Here is a 16,575-nt window from a genome sequence, read left to right as displayed (position 1 = left end):
CGGGGGCGTGCATAGGACTACAGCGTTGTGTCGCGCTCAAACGAGCGCAGGGAGAGGGTGAGCCGCAGTGCGGGCCGCGATCGTTGACCAACCGGGTTCGATTCGGGTCGGCGAGGTACCCGACCCAACCCCGGGCAAGCGCCAGGTGGTGGTGAAAGTCGGTGCCACCGGTATCTGCGGGACCGACCTCCACATCGCCGACGGCCACTTCCCGCCCACCCCCTATCCGATCGTTCCCGGCCACGAGTTCGCCGGCGAGATCGTCGAACTGGGCGAGGGCGTCCCGGGCGGCTGGCAGGTGGGCGACCGGGTGGCCGTCGACCCGTCGCTGTTCTGCGGCTACTGCGATCCCTGCCGCGCCGGGCACGGCAACCTCTGCGAGAACTGGAACGCCACCGGGGACACCGTCGACGGTGCCTTCGCCGAGTACGTCGCCGTCCCGTCGGCCAACTGCTACCGCCTCCCGGACCACCTGAACTGGCAGGAGGGCGCGCTCGTCGAGCCCGTTTCCTGTGCGGTGCACGGGGTCCGGCGCATCGGCGTCGAAGCGGGAGAGCGCTTTCTCATCGTCGGCGCCGGCACGATGGGCCTGATCATGCAGCAGCTGCTGCAGCGCGCGGGCGCCCGCGTCACGGTGGTCGACCGCAACACCTCCCGCCTGCCGCGGGCGAAGGACCTGGGCGCGCACGCCGTCGCGGGCGACGTGTCCGAACTGGACGGTGAGCGCTTCGACGCCTCCGTCGACTGCACGGGCGCCGCGCCCGCCATGGAGGCGGCGTTCGACGCGCTGCGCCGCGGTGGCCGGTTCCTCGTGTTCGGGGTCGCCCCCGCGGAGGCCCGGATAGCGCTTTCTCCCTTCCGTATCTACAACGACGAGATCACGGTGGTGGGTTCGATGGCAGTACTGCACAGTTACGGAGCGGCGCTCGACCTCGTCGCGGGCGGGGCGATCGACACGCGAGCGCTGCTCACCGACACGCTCCCGCTCGAAAAGTTCCCGGAAGCCCTCGACCTGATGCGCAGCGGCGCGGGTCTGAAGGTGCAGGTGCTGCCCGGAGGAACCGATGCGTAACCGACTCGCACTCCTCGCGGCCGCGCTGCTGCTCACGCTGACCGGCTGCGCCGGCGCGGGCGCGATCGGCGCCGGCGGCAGCACGCTCGTGATCGCCATCGTGTCCAACCCGCAGATGAACGACGCCATCGAGCTGTCCGACCAGTTCGAGGCCGCGAACCCCGGCGTCAAGCTGAAGTTCGTGTCGCTGCCGGAGAACCAGGCCCGCGCGAAGATCACCTCGTCGGTCGCCACCCAGGGCGGCGAGTTCGACGTGGTGATGATCAGCAACTACGAGACCCCGCAGTGGGCGGCGAACGGCTGGCTGGAGAACCTGCAGCCCTACGTCGACGGCACGCCGGGCTACGACCCGGCCGACTTCATCCCGAGCATCAAGGACTCGTTGTCCTACAACGGATCCATGTACGCGGTGCCGTTCTACGGCGAGTCGTCGTTCCTGGCCTACCGCAAGGACCTGTTCGAGAAGGCCGGGCTGACCATGCCCGCGCACCCGACGTGGCAGCAGATCGCCGACTTCGCCGCGAAGCTCGACGACAAGAACGCCGGCGTCTCCGGCATCTGCCTGCGCGGCAAGCCGGGCTGGGGCGAGAACCTCGCGCCGTTCGACACGGTCGCGAACACGTTCGGCGCCTCGTGGTTCGACCAGAACTGGAACGCGCAGCTGACCTCCCCGCAGTTCAAGGCGGCGGCGAACTTCTACGTGAACCTGGTCCGCCAGCACGGCGAGGTCGGCGCGTCGAGTGCCGGGTTCTCCGAGTGCGGCACGCGCTACGCGCAGGGCCAGGCGGCCATGTGGTACGACGCGACCGTCATGGCGGGCACCAACGAGGACCCGGCGAACAGCAAGGTGGTCGGCAAGTCCGGCTACGTCGCCGCCCCGGTGGAGCAGACCAAGGCCAGCGGCTGGCTCTACACCTGGTCGCTCGCGATCCCCAAGGTGGCCAAGAACAAGCAGGACTCCTGGAAGTTCCTGGACTGGATGACGAACAAGCAGTTCGTGCAGATGGTCGGCAAGGCCGACGGGTGGAACGCGGTTCCGCCGGGCGTGCGCAAGTCGACCTACCAGATCCCCGACTACCAGCAGGCCGCCAAGGCATACGCCCAGCCGACGCTTGACAGCATCGACGCGGCGAAGCTCGAAAACGTGCACACGCAACCGGTGCCCTACACCGGCATCCAGTTCGTGGGCATCCCCGAGTTCCAGGACCTCGGCACGCGCGTGAGCCAGGAGCTCTCCGCGGCCATCGCCGGGCAGATCTCCGTCGACGAGGCACTGGAACAGTCCCAGAAGTACGCGCAGACCGTCGGCGATTCCTACCGGGAGACGAAATGACTGCGGTAGCGCCCTCCCTCCAGACCGGACAGGCGACCAGGGCCAGGACCACCCCGAAACCGAAGTCGGGCGCCTGGGCCAGGCGGGCACCGCTGCTGCCCGCACTGCTGTTCACCATCGTCGTGACGCAGATCCCCTTCGTGCTCACGGTGATCTACTCGTTCCAGTCGTGGAACCTCGTGCGACCCGGCTCGCAGCACTTCGTGGGCCTGCAGAACTACGCCGACGTGTTCACCGACAGCCAGTTCCGGGGCGCGTTGCTCAACACTGTGGTGATCACGGTGGTGTGCGTGCTCGTCGCGCTGCTGCTCGGGCTCGGGCTCGCGCTGCTGCTCGACCGCAAGTTCCTCGGCCGCGGCGTGGTGCGGACGCTGCTGATCACGCCGTTCCTCATCCTGCCCGCGGCCGGGGCGCTGCTGTGGAAGACCACGATGTTCGACCCGACGTACGGGCTGCTGAACTTCGTGTTCGGCGGCGACACCGACTGGTTGTCGGAGTTCCCGCTGGCCTCGGTGATGACGCAGATCGTGTGGCAGTGGACGCCGTTCATGATGCTGCTGCTCCTGGCCGGGTTGCAGAGCCAGCCGAAGGACGTGCTGGAGGCGGCCTCGGTGGACGGCGCCGGCCGGTGGCGCACGTTCGCGTCGATCACGCTGCCGCACCTGTCGCGCTACATCCAGCTTTCGGTGCTGCTGGGTGCGATCTACATCGTGAACAGCTTCGACGCGATCTTCCTGATGACGCAGGGCGGGCCGGGCACCTCCAGCACGAACCTGCCGTACTACATCTACCAGCGCGCGTTCCAGGGCTTCGACATCGGCCAGTCGTCCGCGATGGGCGTGGTCACGGTGGTTCTGACGCTGATCGTGGCGACCTTCGCGCTGCGGTTGATGTTCCGCACCTTCGACGTGAGCAGGGGTGTGAAATGACGACGCAGACGCAACGCCGCGGCGGGCCGGCCGCACTGACCACGGCCACCTGGGTGATCGCGATCCTGTTCGTGTTCCCGCTGATCTGGATGATCATCACCTCCTTCAAGCAGGAGGCCGACGCCTACACCGACCCGCCGCGGATCGCGTTCACCCCGACGCTGTCGCAGTTCGCGAACATCATCGACCGCGGGTTCCTGCCGTACCTGGGCAACTCCGCGTTCGTGACGATCCTGTCGACGCTGATCGTGCTGGCGTTCGGGGTGCCGGCGGCGTACGCGCTGTCGCTCGCACCGGTGCCGAAGACCAGCAACGTGCTGGGCTTCTTCCTGTCCACGAAGATGCTGCCGGTCGTCGCGGCGATCATCCCGCTGTACGTGATCTCGCAGAAGACGCAGCTGCTGGACAACGTGTGGGCGCTGATCATCCTCTACACGGCGATGAACCTGCCGCTGGCGATCTGGATGATGCGCTCGTTCTTCCTCGAGGTCCCGACGGAGATGATCGAGGCGGGCCGCGTGGACGGCGCGAAGCTGCCCCTGCTGCTGTACAAGGTGATCCTGCCGGTGGTCGCTCCCGGTATCGCGGCCACGGCGCTGATCTGCGTGATCTTCTCTTGGACGGAGTTCTTCTACGCGGTGAACCTGACCGCGGCCCGCGCCGGCACGGTGCCGGTGTTCCTGGTCGGCTTCATCACCAGCGAGGGCCTGTACTGGGCCCAGCTGTCCGCGGCGGCGCTGCTCGCGTCCCTGCCGGTGATGATCGTCGGCTGGATCGCGCAGAACCACCTGGTGCGTGGTCTGTCGATGGGCGCCGTCAAGTAACGCGCGACGACGGAAGAACGGGGACCCCGGGAAGGCCCGGGGTCCCCGTTTTCGTCATTCCGCGATCTTCAGCGCCTGGCTCGGGCAGATGTGCACCGCGTCGCGGGCCTTCTGCTCGTCGGCCGGGTGCTCGGCGAGGACGATGACCGTGCCGTCCTCCTCGCTCTGGTCGAAGGTTTCCGGGTCGGTCAGCACGCACTGGCCCGCGCCCACGCAGACATCGGTGTCGGCAACGATTCGCATGGTTCCCCCTTACCAGGTGACCGGGAGTTCGTACAGGCCGTAGACGTTCGCGTCGTCCTTGTACGGCAGCTGGTCTGCGGGCACGGCCAGCTGCAGCGTCGGGATCCGCCGGAACAGCGTGTCGAACACGATCTGCAGCTCCAGGCGGGCCAGGTTCTGCCCGAGGCACTGGTGCGCGCCGAACCCGAACGCGACGTGGTGCCGGGCGCCCCGCTCGACGTCGAAGTCGTAGGCGTTGTCGAAGACCTCCGGGTCGCGGTTCGCCATGTTCCCGAGCGTGATGACGCCCTCGCCCTTGCGGATGAGCACGCCACCGAGCTCGACGTCCTCCAGGGCCACGCGGGAGACCGCGAACTCGGCGATCGTGTAGTACCGCAGCAGTTCCTCGACCGCGCTCGGGGTCTTCGCCGGGTCCTCGACGATCGCGGCGAGCGCCTCGGGGTGTTCCAGCAGCGTCACCGTGCCGAGCGAGATCATGTTCGCGGTGGTCTCGTGCCCGGCGATGAGCAGCAGGAACCCGAGCGCGACGAGCTCCTCGCGGTCCTGGGTCTTCTCCAGCTGACGGCTGAGCAGGTCGTCCCCCGGCTGCTGTTCCTTCTGCGCGATCAGCTTGTCGAGGTAGTCGCGCAGCTCGTCGACGGCGGCGGCGCGCTCCTGCGGCGGCGTGGTGCGGCGCAGCAGCTTGCCCGACCGCTCCTGGAAGAAGTCGTGGTCGGCGTAGGGCACGCCGAGCAGCTCGCAGATCACCAGCGACGGCACGGGCAGCGACAACGCCCGCACCAGGTCGGCGGGCTTCGGCCCGGCCAGCAGCGCGTCGAGGTGCTCGTCGACGATCTCCTGGATCCGCGGGCGCAGCGCGTTCATCCGCTTGACGGTGAACTCGCCGACCACCGCGCGGCGGGCGGGCCCGTGCTCGGGTGGGTCCATGCTGATCAGCGAGGCGCGGAAGTTGGTCACCCGCCGCTGCCCGTCGACCAGCAGCGGGAAGCCCGGGTTCTGCCGGTCCGAGCTGAACCGCGGGTCGGTCAGCATCGTCCGGACGTCTTCCAGCCGGGTCAGCGCCCACGCCTCCCTGCCGCTGGGCAGGGTGACCCGGGAGATCGGTGCCTCCTCGCGCAGCCGCCGGTGTTCCTCCGGCGGGGCGTAGGGACAGCTCCTGGTGATGGGCAACGTGGTCAAGACTTCCACCCCGATTTCTCACGTGGAGTATGCGGACGAATACCTTCCACTTGCTTCCGACGCTACCGAAGCGGAAGGAGTTCGTCCACCTACGGACGGGATGCGACAATCGCGACATGACCGCTGATCCGGAGGCACGGCTGCGAGCCGACGCCCGGCGCAACCGCGACCAGATCCTCGCGGCGGCGAAGGCGATGTTCGTCGAGGCGGGCCCCGACGTGCCGATGGAGGAGATCGCCCGCCGGGCCGGGGTCGGGGTCGGCACGCTGTACCGCCGGTTCCCCGACCGGGACGCGTTGATCAGGGCGGTCGGGCAGGGCAACTTCGCCGAGGTGCTCGCGGAGGCCGAAGCCGCGACGGAGGAGCCGACGGCGTGGGAGGCGCTGGTCCGGCTGCTGAGCCGCTCGCGTTCGCTGCGGCTGAGCGTGCAGCTGGCGCTGCTCTCGCCGCAGGCCTGGGCGATCATCAAGGCGGACCCGGAGACGCAGCGGCTGCGCGACAGCATCCTCGACGTGATCAGCGGTCTGGTGACCGCGGCGCAGGAGGAGGGCTCGCTGCGCCGGGACGTCGGCGCGGGTGACATCGCCGTCCTGGTCGCGCTGCTGATCAAGCCGATGCCCGCGCCGGAACACCTCACGGACCTCGTGACGGACCGCGTGCTGAACCTCATCCTCGACGGCCTGCGCCTGCGCCCTGGCCCGCCACTCCCCGGCGCGCCCCTCAGCCCGGACGACCTGCTGCTGAGCTAGCAGCTCCGCGCCCAGCTGCACTCCAGCTCCTCGTCCGTCGTCGCCATCCGGGCGGCGGCGGTGGCCTGGTGGACGTCCGACGCGCCGCCGTACTCCGCCAGCCGGATGGCGACGGCGTCTTCGACGGCCCGCGGGCTGCCGAGCGTCTGGTTGCTGACCATCGCGAACACCAGCTCCTCGCCGTCGGCCGCGGTCACGTAGCCCGACAGCGCACTCACGCCGGTCATGGACCCCGTCTTCGCGTGCACCTTGCCCGCCGCCGGCGTGCCGGCCATCCGCGTGCTCAGGGTGCCGCCGATCATCCGGTCGGGGTTGCCCGCCACCGGGAGCGCGGCGTAGAACTCCGGAAACCACGGCTTGCCACGCGCGCCGAGCAGCGCGTCGGCGAGCTGGTCCGGCGATACTTCGTCCATTCTGGACAGTCCCGAGCCGTCGACCAGCCGCAGGTCCGCCGCGTTCACGCCGAACGACGGGAAGTCCTGCTCCAGCTTCGCGATGCCGGTGTCCCAGCTGCCGCCGCCCGCGGTCTTCACCAGCGCCTCGGCGTGCATGTTGTTGGAGCGCTTGAGGAACGGCGTGAGCAGCTGGGCCACGGTGATCGAGTCGTGCCCCGCCAGCGCCCGGGTACCGGCCGGCGTCGGCGCGAACCGCGTGCCGCCGAGGACGCGCACGCCGTGCCGGGCCAGTGCGTCGCGGAACACCGACGCCGCTAGCCCCGTCGGCTCCCACACCGCCATCCACTCCCGCACCACGCCCGAGGTCGCGCCGCTGACGGTGATCGTGTTGGTGCCGTGCTCGCGGTCGACGGTCAGCGAGCCGGGCCCGGTGACCGCCGTGTTGACCACCCGCACGTAGCTGTTCGGCGGCGTGACGGTGACCGACGGGGGAGCTCCCGCCGCGCCGGGCGTCACGGTGACGAGGACCGAACCCGCGTCGTAGTCGGTGTCGGGCGCGATGGTCAGCCCGGAGGTCTGGGCGTCGTAGTAGTACGGCTCGTCGTCCCACGCCCAGCCCGGGGCCAGGCGCGTCTTGTCGAAGAAGCTGTCGTCGGCGAACAGTGAGCCCGCGACCGTCCGCACGCCGGAGGCGGCGACCTGCGCGGCGAGCGCGTCGTAGTCGCTCGCGAGCATCGTCGGGTCCCCGCCGCCCCGCAGGTACAGGTCCCCGGCGAGCAGCGAGCCCACCTGCCTGCCCGCGCCCTCGACCGAGGTGTGGAACCGGTACTGCGGCCCGAGTACGTCGAGCGCGGACATCGTGGTGAGCAGCTTCGCGTTCGACGCCGGCTGGCGCCGACGGTCGCTCTGACTGGTGTACAGCACCTCGCCGGTGTCGGCCTTGCGCACGACGAGCCCGATGTCGGCGCCCTTCAGCGAGCTCGCCGCGAGCAGGGCGCCGAGGTCCTGCCCCAGCGCGTCGGACGGCGCGGCCACCGGCACCGCGGACGGCGCGGCGACCACGACAGCGGCGATGAGCAGGGCGAGCAGCCCTTTGCGGCGCATCGACATGGCGGTCACCCAACCACGACGGCGGGCCGCCCGGTAGCGCCGAAGGAGGGTTGTGACTGGCGGATACCCCGATGCCGATTCCGCGTAGGTGACTTATTTTCCGACTCGTCGCTTTCGAGAAAGGAACCGACCACATGACCCGAATCACCCGAGTGCTCTCGACGGTGGCCGCTGCCGCGGCCCTGACCGCTGTCGCGCTGCCTGCCACCGCGACGGCGGCCGTCACCCCGCAGGCCACCTGCTCGTCCCTGGAAGTCGTCTTCGCCAGGGGCAGCGGGGAGCTCCCCGGGCTGGGCGTCGTCGGCACCCCGCTGGTGTCCGGCGTGCAGTCCGCCGTGGGCTCGTCGTCCGTCTCGTCGTACGCCGTCAACTACGCGGCGAGCTACGACCAGACGAGCGCGGGCCCCGGCGCGACCGACATGAGCAACCACATCACCACGACCGCGGCCCAGTGTCCCAACACGAAGTTCGCGATCGGCGGCTACTCGCAGGGCGCCAGCGTCACCGACATCGCGATCGGCATCCGGACCGTGCTGGGCACCGGGCAGACCATCCCCACCAACCTGGCGTCCCGCGTCGTGGCCGTGGTCGCGTTCGGCAACCCGCTCGGGCTCTCCGGGCAGACGATCAAGACCGCGAGCCCGACCTACGGCCCGAAGTCGCTGGAGTTCTGCAACCTCGGCGACCCGGTCTGCGGCGGCACCGGCACCGGTCCCGGCTACGGGCACCTGAGCTACCCGACCGACGGCAGCGTCACCACCGCGGCGAAGTTCATCGCGCAGCAGTACAACGCGTCCTGACCGAGCGCCGTCCGGCACCCGGTGGGCCTAGTTGCCCATCGGGTGCCAGACGGTTTTGGCTTCGAGATAGCGGCGCAGGCGCGTGATGTCCGGCTTTTGCGTCCAGTCCGGCTCCTCCGCCGGCGCGTTCAGCACCCGCTTCACCGTGCCCGCCGCGTCGCGCGCGAGCGCGGCCCTGTCCTCGGCGCCCGTCGGGTCGAGTGCGTTCACGTCGGCGTGCGAAGCGAGCCACGGGCCCAGCTCCGTCGCCCGCCCGGTGAGGATGTTCGCCACGCCGCCCGGCAGGTCCGACGTCGCCAGCACCTCCGACAGCGTGATCGCGGGCAGCGGCCGGTCCTCGCTGCTCACCACCACCGCCGTGCAGCCGGTGGCGAGCACCGGCGCCAGCACGCTCACCAGCCCCAGCAGCGAAGACTTCTGCGGCGCCAGCACGCCGACCACGCCGGTGGGCTCGGGCACGGTGAACGAGAAGTACGGCCCCGCAACGGGATTCGCCGCGCCGAGCACACTCGCGATCTTGTCGGTCCAGCCCGCGTACCACACCCACCGGTCGATCGCCGCGTCCACTGTGGACGCCGCGTGCCGGGCGCCCTCGACCGCCGAAACCTCGGCGACGAACTGGTCGCGACGGCCCTCCAGCATCTCGGCGACCCGGTACAGCACCTGCCCCCGGTTGTACGCCGTCGCGCCCGACCACCCCGGGAAAGCCTTGCGGGCGGCGGAAACCGCGTCCCGCACGTCCTTGCGTGAGGCGTGCGCGGCGTTGGCGAGGAACTTCCCCTTCACGTCCTGCACCGGGTACACCCGGCCCGACTCCGAACGCGGGAACTTCCCGCCGATGTACAGCTTGTAGGTCTTCGCGACCGCGATCCGGTCAGACATCGAGATACCCCTCCAGACCGATCCGGCCACCTTCACGGCCGAAGCCCGACTCCTGGTACCCGCCGAACGGCGCGGCCGGGTCGAAGCGGTTGAACGTGTTCGCCCAGACGACCCCGGCACGCAGCCGGTTCGCCACCGACAGGATCCGCGAACCCTTCTCGGTCCAGATCCCGGCGGACAGGCCGTACGGCGTGTTGTTCGCCTTGGCGACGGCCTCGTCGGGCGTGCGGAACGTGAGCACGGACAGCACCGGCCCGAAGATCTCCTCGCGCGCGATCCGCATCGACTGGTGCACCCCGGAGAACACGGTGGGCGCGAAGAAGAACCCACGCTCGGGCACCGGGCACGAGCTGGTCCACCGCTGCGCGCCCTCGGCCTCCCCGGACTCGACCAGCTCGCGGATCTTCGCCAGCTGGTCGGCCGAGTTGATCGCGCCGATGTCGGTGTTCTTGTCCAGCGGGTCGCCGAGGCGCATCGTCGACACGCGGTAGCGCAGCTTCTCCAGCAGCTCCTCGGCGATCGACTCCTGCACGAGCAGCCGCGAGCCCGCGCAGCACACGTGGCCCTGGTTGAAGAAGATCCCGTTCACGATGCCCTCGACGGCCTGGTCCAGCGGCGCGTCGTCGAACACGATGTTCGCCGCCTTGCCGCCCAGCTCCAGCGTCAGCCGCTTCGGCGTGCCCGCGACCTCGCGCTGGATCAGCTTGCCGACCTCGGTGGATCCGGTGAACGCGATCTTGTCGATGCCGTCGTGCTTCACCAGCAGCGAGCCGACGTCCCCGGCGCCGGGCAGGATGTTGACCACGCCGGGCGGCAGGTCGGCCTGCTGGCAGATCTCGGCGAACACCAGCGCCGTCAGCGGCGTGGTCTCCGCGGGCTTGAGCACCACGGTGTTCCCGGTGGCCAGCGCGGGCGCGATCTTCCACGCGAGCATCATCAGCGGGAAGTTCCACGGGATGATCTGCCCGGCCACGCCCAGCGGCTTCGGGTCCGGCCCGAAGCCCGCGTACTCCAGCTTGTCGGCCCAGCCCGCGTGGTAGAAGAAGTGCGCGGCGACGGTCGGCAGATCCGAGTCGCGGGACTCCTTGATGGGCTTGCCGTTGTCGAGCGTCTCCAGCACGGCCAGCTCACGCGAGCGCTCCTGGATCAGCCGCGCGATGCGGAACAGGTACTTCGCGCGCTCGGCGCCGGGCATCCGGCCCCACACCTTCTCGTACGCGCGCCGGGCCGCCCGCACCGCGGTGTCCACATCGGACGGTGCGGCGGTGCCGACCTCCGCGAGGACCTCCTCGGTGGCGGGGTTGAGCGTCTTGAGCGGCTCGCCGGAGCCGTCGACGAACTCGCCGTCGACGAAGGGCCGGTAGCTCGGTTTGAGGTTCGCCAGGTCGCGCGACTCGGGCGCGGGGGCGTATTCGAAGGCAGGCATCTAGTCCACCGTCACGTAGTCAGGGCCGCTGTAGTGGCCGTCGAGCTGGGTGCGCCGCTGCAGCAGCAGGTCGTTGAGCAGGCTGGAGGCGCCGAACCGGAACAGCTTCGGCGTGAGCCACTGCTCGCCGGCGACCTCGTGCACGGCGACCAGGTACTTGATCGCGTCCTTGGTGGTGCGGATACCACCCGCCGGCTTCACGCCGCGCAGCTCGCCCGTGGTGGTGAACCAGTCGCGGACGGCCTGCAGCATCACGTGGGTGACCGGCAGCGTCGCGGCGGGGGAGACCTTGCCGGTGGAGGTCTTGATGAAGTCGCCGCCGGCCAGCAGCGCGAGCCAGGACGCGCGACGCACGTTGTCGTACGTGGCGAGCTCACCGGTTTCGAGGATGACCTTCAGGTGCGCGTCGCCGCAGGAGGCCTTGACCGCCTGGATCTCCTCGAACACCTGCCCGTAGCGCCCTTCGAGGAACGCGCCGCGGTCGATCACCATGTCGACCTCCGTGGCCCCGGAGGCGACCGCGAACTTCACATCGGCGAGCTTGACCTCCCGGCTCGTCCGGCCGGAGGGGAACGCGGTCGCGACGCTGGCCACACCGATGCCGGTGCCGCGCAGGCTTTCCACGGCGGTGGCGACGAGGTCGGGGTACACGCAGACGGCGGCGACCTGCGGGGTGTCGGGCCGGTCGGGGTCGGGGCGCTTGGCCTTGGCTGCCAGCGCACGCACCTTGCCCTGGGTGTCGGCGCCTTCGAGGGTGGTCAGGTCGACCATCGAGATCGCCGTGTCGATGGCCCAGAGCTTGGCGGCCTTCTTGATGCTGCGCGTGCCCAGCGACGCGGCGCGCGCCTCGACGCCGACCTGGTCGACGCCGGGCAGCCCGTGCAGGAACCGGCGGAGGCTGGCGTCGTCGCGGGTCGCGTCGTCGAGCCCCGCCGGGAGAGTGGATGTGCTCACCCCTCGATACTAGGGGCCTGCTTCCGCGGTTTCCGGTGCACCGTGACACCGCCCCAGAAGGCGAAACCCGTGATCTTCACCGTCGGCGCGCCCGGCGGCGGGACGGCGGTGGCGCCCTTGTGGTCCTGGCTCTCGAACGCGCCCATGAGCCCGATGCCGTTGACGTCCACCACGATGTCGTCGGGCACCACGATGTCGATCCCGCCCATGATCGCGATCGCCGTGATGGTGGAATGGCGCTCGGCGAAGCGCGCGCCCCGCAGGTCGAGCTCGACCCCGCCCCAGAACGCGAAGCTCGTGTGGTTCGGCGGCACCACCCAGTTGCCCTTGCGGTTGGCCCCGGACATCACCGCGATGGACGCCTGCGAGCCCGGGATCCCGCCGATCCTGGTGTCCACCGCGTGCGACGGCGCGGGCGCGACGGCCTTGCCCACGGACACGCCCGGTAGGTCCGCGATCGGCGGCTCCAGCTCCACCAGCGTCTTGGCGGCGTACACCGTGTCGAGCCGTTCTTCCAGCTCCGCCACCGTGATGCGGCCTTCGGACAACGCGTTGTGCAGGATCTGCGCCACCCGCTCGCGGTCGGCGTCCGACGCCCGCATCGGTGGTCTTTCCGGGGTGCCCTCCGTCACGCAGGTGAGCGTAGCGGCACCGGCGCGCGCTGCGGGTACCTTTTCCCCATGGACGTCCAGGTAGTCGACCACCCCCTGGCCAAGGACAGGCTCTCGACCATGCGGGACGCCCGCACCGACAGCGCCGCCTTCCGCGCCGCGCTGCACGAGCTGACCGTGATGCTGATCTACGAAGCCACCCGGGAGGCGCCGGTGCGGGCCGAGCGCATCCACACGCCGGTCGCGCGCACGAAGGGCTACCGGCTGGCGAACCCGCCGCTGCTCGTGCCCGTGCTGCGAGCGGGCCTCGGCATGGCCGACCAGGCGCACAAGCTGATCCCGGACGCGCAGATGGGGTTCGTGGGCCTGGCCCGCGACGAGGAGACCCTGCAGCCGACGCCGTACCTGGAGTCGCTGCCGGAGAACCTCGCCGACCGGCCGGTGTTCGTGCTCGACCCGATGCTCGCCACCGGCGGTTCGATGGCCTACACCATCCGGCTGCTCACCGAGCGCGGCGCCAAGGACGTCACCGCGATCTGCGCGCTGGCCGCACCGGAGGGCCTGAAGCACCTGGAGGAGTCCGGCCTGCCGGTCCGCGTGGTCACGGCGAGCATCGACGAGCGCCTCAACGACTCGGGCTACATCGTCCCGGGGCTCGGCGACGCGGGAGACCGCCAGTACGGGCCGCGGTAGCTACTCGCCGGTCTGCCCGTCCACGGCCTCGCGGATGAGGTCGGCGTGCCCGTTGTGCCGCGCGTACTCCTCGATCATGTGGCAGAGCAGCCAGCGCAGGCTGACCGCGCGGCCGTCGGGAAAGGTCCACCGGGTGAGCCGGTCGAGGCCGCCGTCCGCGAGCGCCTGGTCGACCAGCACCCGGCACCGGGCCACCGTCTCGCGCCACAGCGTCCGGAGTTGCTCGGGGGAATCGTCGGCGGCGGAGGTCCACTCCCAGTCCGGCTCGGCCTGCCAGTCGACGTCCCGCCACAGCGGTTGCCACTCGTTCAGGTGCAGCCGCTGCGAGAACCAGCACTCCTCGACCCACGCCAGGTGCTTGAGCATCCCGCCCAGCGTCATCGTCGAAGCGCCGACGGTCTTCGCGAGCCCGGCCGCGTCCAGCCCGGAGCACTTCCACTCGAACGTCGCACGCTGGAAGTCGAGGAACCCGAGCAGAGTCTCGACTTCGCCGGCCGCGAACGGCGGCTCCGGCCTGCCCTGCTCGTCGATGTCGGTCATGGCGCGCAGTCTAGGAGCGCTGCCACCCCCGGGCGAAGGCCCGCAGCGCGTTTTCGTAGGACGACGCCACGTCGAAGTCCGGCGGCAGGGTGCCGTTCAGCTCCAGCGAGACCAGCCCGTGCACGATGCCCCACGCGCTCACGGCGATCGTCTCGGGCGCGGTGTCGGTGAACTCGCCGGACGAAATTCCGGCGCGCACGACCTCCACCAGCGGCGTGAGCGCGCTCCGGCCCACCCGCATGGCTTCCTCGGTGGGCTCGAAGCCCGGCACCGCGTTCGTGAACATCACCGAGTACAGGTGCCGGTCGGCGAGCGCGCTCTCCCGGTAGACCAGCCCGAGCCGGACGAGGTCCTCGGCCGCGTCCCCGGTGCGCTCCACCGACCGCATCCGCTCGCCGAACCGGCGGAAACCCTCCGCGTACAGGGCGTTGACCAGGTCGGGCTTGCTGCCGAACAGGGAGTAGACGGCGGTGGTCGACGTGCCCGCGTCGGCGGCGAGCTTGCGCAGGCTCAGCGCCTTCGCGCCCTCGGTGGACAGCAGCTCGCCGGCGCGGTCGAGCAGCCGCAGCCGGAGCGCTTCGTCGTGCGTGCGGGGTCGTGCCATGGAACCAGCGTAACGCAACACTGTTACGGAACCTGGTGCTGGATTTGACCTGGAGTGCGCTCCAGGTCGTACTGTCAGGCAACATGAGCTACTCGATAGCGGAAGCCGCCCGCCGGAGCGGGCTGTCCATCGACACGCTCCGGTACTACGAGCGCATCAAGCTGGTCGACCCGCCGGCGCGCGACGCGGCGGGCCGCCGGGCGTACTCGGACGAGGACCTGTCCTGGCTCGTGTTCCTCACCCACCTGCGCACCACGGGCATGCCGATCAAGATGATGCGCGAGTACGCGCAGCTGCGCCGTCACGGCGACGCGGCCGCGGGCCGTCGCAGGAACATCCTGGTCGAGCAGCGTTCGTCCGTGCGGGCCCGCATCGCCGAGCTCCAGGCCTGCCTGGACGTGCTCGACTACAAGATCGACAACTACGACCGGATCTGCCGCGACCTGGCGGCGGCCGGTGCGACCGTGGAGGAGATGTCCGCTTGATCCCGACGAGGAAGCTCGGCGCACTGGAAGTGGGCGCGCAGGGCCTCGGCTGCATGGGGATGAGCCAGGCCTACGGGGTGCGCGACAACGACGACGAGTCGATCGCGACGATCCACCGCGCGCTCGACCTCGGCGTCACGCTGATCGACACCGCGAACGTCTACGGCGCCGGCACCAACGAGGAGCTGGTCGGCCGGGCCATCGCGGACCGCCGCGACCGGGTGGTGCTGGCGACGAAGTTCGGCATCGTGGCCAACACCGGTTCCGGCCAGACCATCCGGGGCGACGCCGCGTACGTGCGGCAGTGCTGCGAGGAGTCCCTGCGGCGCCTCGGTGCCGACCACATCGACCTCTACTACCAGCACCGCGTCGACCCGGACGTGCCCGTCGAGGAGACGTGGGGCGCGCTGTCGGAGCTCGTCGCCGAGGGCAAGGTGCGCTACCTCGGCATTTCCGAGGCTTCGGTGGACAACATCCGCCGCGCCCACGCCGTGCACCCGGTCACCGCGCTGCAGAGCGAGTGGAGCCTGTGGACGCGCGGCATCGAGGACGAGATCGTGCCGGCCTGCCGCGAGCTGGGCATCGGCATCGTGCCGTTCTCGCCGCTGGGCCGCGGTTTCCTGACCGGCGCGGTGACGTCGGTCCAGGACCTGCCCGAGGACGACATGCGCCGCTCGCTGCCGCGCTTCGCCGAGGGCAACTTCGACCGCAACCTGGCGATCGTCGAGGCGCTCAAGGCGCTCGCGGCGGAAAAGGGCGTGACGCCGGGGCAGCTGGCGCTCGCGTGGGTCCAGAGCCGGGGCGAGGACGTCGTGCCGATCCCGGGCACCAAGCGGCGCACGTACCTCGAGGAGAACGTCGCGGCCGCGACGATCGAGCTGACGCCGGACGAGGTGGCCCGCATCGAGGCCGCCGCTCCCGCGGACGCCGTGGCGGGGGAGCGCTATCCGGCGCACCTGGCCCGCAACGCCTCCCGCTGAAGCCGTCGCGCCTCCCCTCCGGTGAGCGGAGGCGCGACGAACCCGCGTCAGGCCAGCAGTTCCCCGACTGCTCCCGCGGCCTCGGTCAGCGCGACCACGCGCTGCTCCCGCGTCGCGAGCGAACGGACCGTCACGTTCCCCGCGGCCCAGTCCTCTTGGCCCACGATGACGACGGCCTTCGCGCCCGCCTTGTCCGCTCGGGTCAGCTCCTTGCCGAGCTTGCGCAGCTCGATCGGCGTCGACGTGCGGAAACCGGCGCCCCGTAGCTCGGTCGCGACCTTGCGGGCCGCACCGGCCAGCTCCTCGGTCACCGGGATCACCACGACGTCGACCTCGCTGCGCGGCTGCGGCGTGAGGTCGTGCGTGCCGAGGAAGTCCATCAGCGTCACGTCGCCCATGCCGAACCCGATGCCCGGGATCTGCTGGGAGGTGAACATGCCGGCGAGGTCGCTGTAGCGCCCGCCGCCGAAGAGCGCGCGGTTGTTCTCGGGCGAGGTGTCGAAGACCTCGAACACGGTGGACGTGTAGTACGCCAGCCCGCGCACGATCATCGGGTCGAACTGCACGAGGCCCGCCGCCTCGCTGGCCAGCACCCGCACCAGGTTCGACGCGTCCTTGACCGGGGCGGGCAGCTCGTCCAGCAGCGCCGTTCCCGCGCCGAGGACGTTACCCAGCTTCTCGAACTGCTTGTCCGGCAGCCCGATCTCCTCGGCCTGCTTCGCCAGCGCCTCGCGGTCGTACTTCTCCCAGCGGTCGACGAGCCCGA

The 16,575-nt window shown here is 70.4% G+C and carries 19 protein-coding genes (1 of these 19 running past the window's edge); 9 read left to right on the top strand and 10 right to left on the bottom strand.

Features of this window, described 5'->3' with window-relative positions; translation table 11 throughout:
- Positions 1–67 precede the first annotated feature (67 nt).
- Genes FHX82_RS22250 through FHX82_RS22235 form a run of 4 tightly spaced genes read left to right on the top strand, consistent with a single transcriptional unit; the run spans position 68 to position 4,158 of the window.
- Positions 68–1,072: a zinc-dependent alcohol dehydrogenase family protein gene (locus FHX82_RS22250; protein ID WP_145938854.1), complete on the top strand. Its 1,005-nt coding sequence runs from the start codon at positions 68–70 to the stop codon at positions 1,070–1,072.
- Positions 1,065–2,405 (top strand): ABC transporter substrate-binding protein, encoded by a 1,341-nt coding sequence (locus FHX82_RS22245; protein WP_145938853.1) that lies wholly within the window; start codon positions 1,065–1,067, stop codon positions 2,403–2,405. The genes FHX82_RS22250 and FHX82_RS22245 overlap by 8 nt, the downstream gene beginning before the upstream one ends.
- Positions 2,402–3,334 carry a carbohydrate ABC transporter permease gene (locus tag FHX82_RS22240; RefSeq protein WP_183176758.1) on the top strand — a complete coding sequence of 311 codons (933 nt, stop codon included), beginning with the start codon at positions 2,402–2,404 and terminating at the stop codon, positions 3,332–3,334. Before FHX82_RS22245 ends, FHX82_RS22240 begins: the two co-directional genes overlap by 4 nt.
- Entirely contained in the window at positions 3,331–4,158 is an 828-nt protein-coding gene (locus tag FHX82_RS22235; protein ID WP_145938852.1) for a carbohydrate ABC transporter permease, read from the top strand. The genes FHX82_RS22240 and FHX82_RS22235 overlap by 4 nt, the downstream gene beginning before the upstream one ends.
- A gap of 54 nt (positions 4,159–4,212) precedes the next feature.
- On the opposite strand, the gene FHX82_RS22230 is transcribed toward FHX82_RS22235, so the two are convergent.
- A complete protein-coding gene (locus FHX82_RS22230; RefSeq protein ID WP_145938851.1) occupies positions 4,213–4,401 on the bottom strand; it encodes a ferredoxin in 189 nt (62 codons plus the stop codon).
- A gap of 9 nt (positions 4,402–4,410) precedes the next feature.
- The gene (locus FHX82_RS22225; RefSeq protein ID WP_373308708.1) at positions 4,411–5,589 is read right to left on the bottom strand and encodes a cytochrome P450; all 1,179 of its coding nucleotides are present in this window, start codon (positions 5,587–5,589) and stop codon (positions 4,411–4,413) included.
- 107 nt (positions 5,590–5,696) lie between these two features.
- Between FHX82_RS22225 and FHX82_RS22220 the strand changes: the two genes are divergently transcribed.
- Positions 5,697–6,329: a TetR/AcrR family transcriptional regulator gene (locus FHX82_RS22220; protein WP_145938849.1), complete on the top strand. Its 633-nt coding sequence runs from the start codon at positions 5,697–5,699 to the stop codon at positions 6,327–6,329.
- Here FHX82_RS22220 and dacB read toward each other — a convergent pair.
- On the bottom strand, positions 6,326–7,834 hold the full coding sequence (gene dacB, locus FHX82_RS22215) for a D-alanyl-D-alanine carboxypeptidase/D-alanyl-D-alanine endopeptidase (protein ID WP_229881507.1): 1,509 nt from the start codon (positions 7,832–7,834) through the stop codon (positions 6,326–6,328). The two genes, FHX82_RS22220 and dacB, sit on opposite strands and share 4 nt — an antisense overlap.
- A gap of 134 nt (positions 7,835–7,968) precedes the next feature.
- Between dacB and FHX82_RS22210 the strand changes: the two genes are divergently transcribed.
- Positions 7,969–8,634 (top strand): cutinase family protein, encoded by a 666-nt coding sequence (locus FHX82_RS22210; protein ID WP_145938848.1) that lies wholly within the window; start codon positions 7,969–7,971, stop codon positions 8,632–8,634.
- A gap of 27 nt (positions 8,635–8,661) precedes the next feature.
- Here the strand turns inward: FHX82_RS22210 and FHX82_RS22205 are convergent, their stop codons facing one another.
- From FHX82_RS22205 to FHX82_RS22190, 4 genes are read right to left on the bottom strand one after another with little or no spacing between them, the layout of a single operon-like run.
- Entirely contained in the window at positions 8,662–9,516 is an 855-nt protein-coding gene (locus FHX82_RS22205; RefSeq protein WP_145938847.1) for an aldehyde dehydrogenase family protein, read from the bottom strand.
- Positions 9,509–10,942: an aldehyde dehydrogenase family protein gene (locus tag FHX82_RS22200; protein ID WP_145938846.1), complete on the bottom strand. Its 1,434-nt coding sequence runs from the start codon at positions 10,940–10,942 to the stop codon at positions 9,509–9,511. Before FHX82_RS22200 ends, FHX82_RS22205 begins: the two co-directional genes overlap by 8 nt.
- Positions 10,943–11,896: a deoxyribose-phosphate aldolase gene (gene deoC, locus FHX82_RS22195; RefSeq protein WP_145938845.1), complete on the bottom strand. Its 954-nt coding sequence runs from the start codon at positions 11,894–11,896 to the stop codon at positions 10,943–10,945.
- Positions 11,893–12,498: a DUF1707 SHOCT-like domain-containing protein gene (locus tag FHX82_RS22190; protein WP_145938859.1), complete on the bottom strand. Its 606-nt coding sequence runs from the start codon at positions 12,496–12,498 to the stop codon at positions 11,893–11,895. Before FHX82_RS22190 ends, deoC begins: the two co-directional genes overlap by 4 nt.
- Positions 12,499–12,576: 78 nt before the next feature.
- On the opposite strand from FHX82_RS22190, the gene upp reads away from it, so the two are divergent.
- Positions 12,577–13,200, top strand: coding sequence for a uracil phosphoribosyltransferase (gene upp, locus FHX82_RS22185; RefSeq protein WP_145938844.1), 624 nt, complete (start codon positions 12,577–12,579; stop codon positions 13,198–13,200).
- Here upp and FHX82_RS22180 read toward each other — a convergent pair whose 3' ends face one another.
- Together FHX82_RS22180 and FHX82_RS22175 are read right to left on the bottom strand one after the other, a co-directional pair.
- Complete coding sequence (locus tag FHX82_RS22180) at positions 13,201–13,740, bottom strand: DinB family protein (protein ID WP_145938843.1); 540 nt, start codon at positions 13,738–13,740, stop codon at positions 13,201–13,203. It abuts the gene before it with no gap.
- A gap of 10 nt (positions 13,741–13,750) precedes the next feature.
- Positions 13,751–14,344, bottom strand: coding sequence for a TetR/AcrR family transcriptional regulator (locus FHX82_RS22175; RefSeq protein WP_145938842.1), 594 nt, complete (start codon positions 14,342–14,344; stop codon positions 13,751–13,753).
- An 83-nt stretch (positions 14,345–14,427) separates the two neighbouring features.
- Between FHX82_RS22175 and FHX82_RS22170 the strand changes: the two genes are divergently transcribed.
- The gene (locus FHX82_RS22170; RefSeq protein WP_145938841.1) at positions 14,428–14,829 is read left to right on the top strand and encodes a MerR family transcriptional regulator; all 402 of its coding nucleotides are present in this window, start codon (positions 14,428–14,430) and stop codon (positions 14,827–14,829) included.
- The gene (locus FHX82_RS22165; protein ID WP_183176757.1) at positions 14,826–15,809 is read left to right on the top strand and encodes an aldo/keto reductase; all 984 of its coding nucleotides are present in this window, start codon (positions 14,826–14,828) and stop codon (positions 15,807–15,809) included. Before FHX82_RS22170 ends, FHX82_RS22165 begins: the two co-directional genes overlap by 4 nt.
- 47 nt (positions 15,810–15,856) lie before the next feature.
- On the opposite strand, the gene hisS is transcribed toward FHX82_RS22165, so the two are convergent.
- Positions 15,857–16,575, bottom strand: the 3' portion of a protein-coding gene (gene hisS, locus FHX82_RS22160; RefSeq protein ID WP_145938857.1) for a histidine--tRNA ligase. It continues 571 nt past the right edge of the window; 719 of the gene's 1,290 nt are visible here — the last part of the coding sequence; its start codon lies off the right edge, out of view; the stop codon is at positions 15,857–15,859.

Source organism: Amycolatopsis bartoniae, assembly GCF_014191255.1.
Taxonomy (GTDB): domain Bacteria; phylum Actinomycetota; class Actinomycetes; order Mycobacteriales; family Pseudonocardiaceae; genus Amycolatopsis_E; species Amycolatopsis_E bartoniae.
The sequence above is the reverse complement of the archived record's forward strand: the minus strand, read 5'-3'. Positions and strand labels throughout refer to the sequence as shown.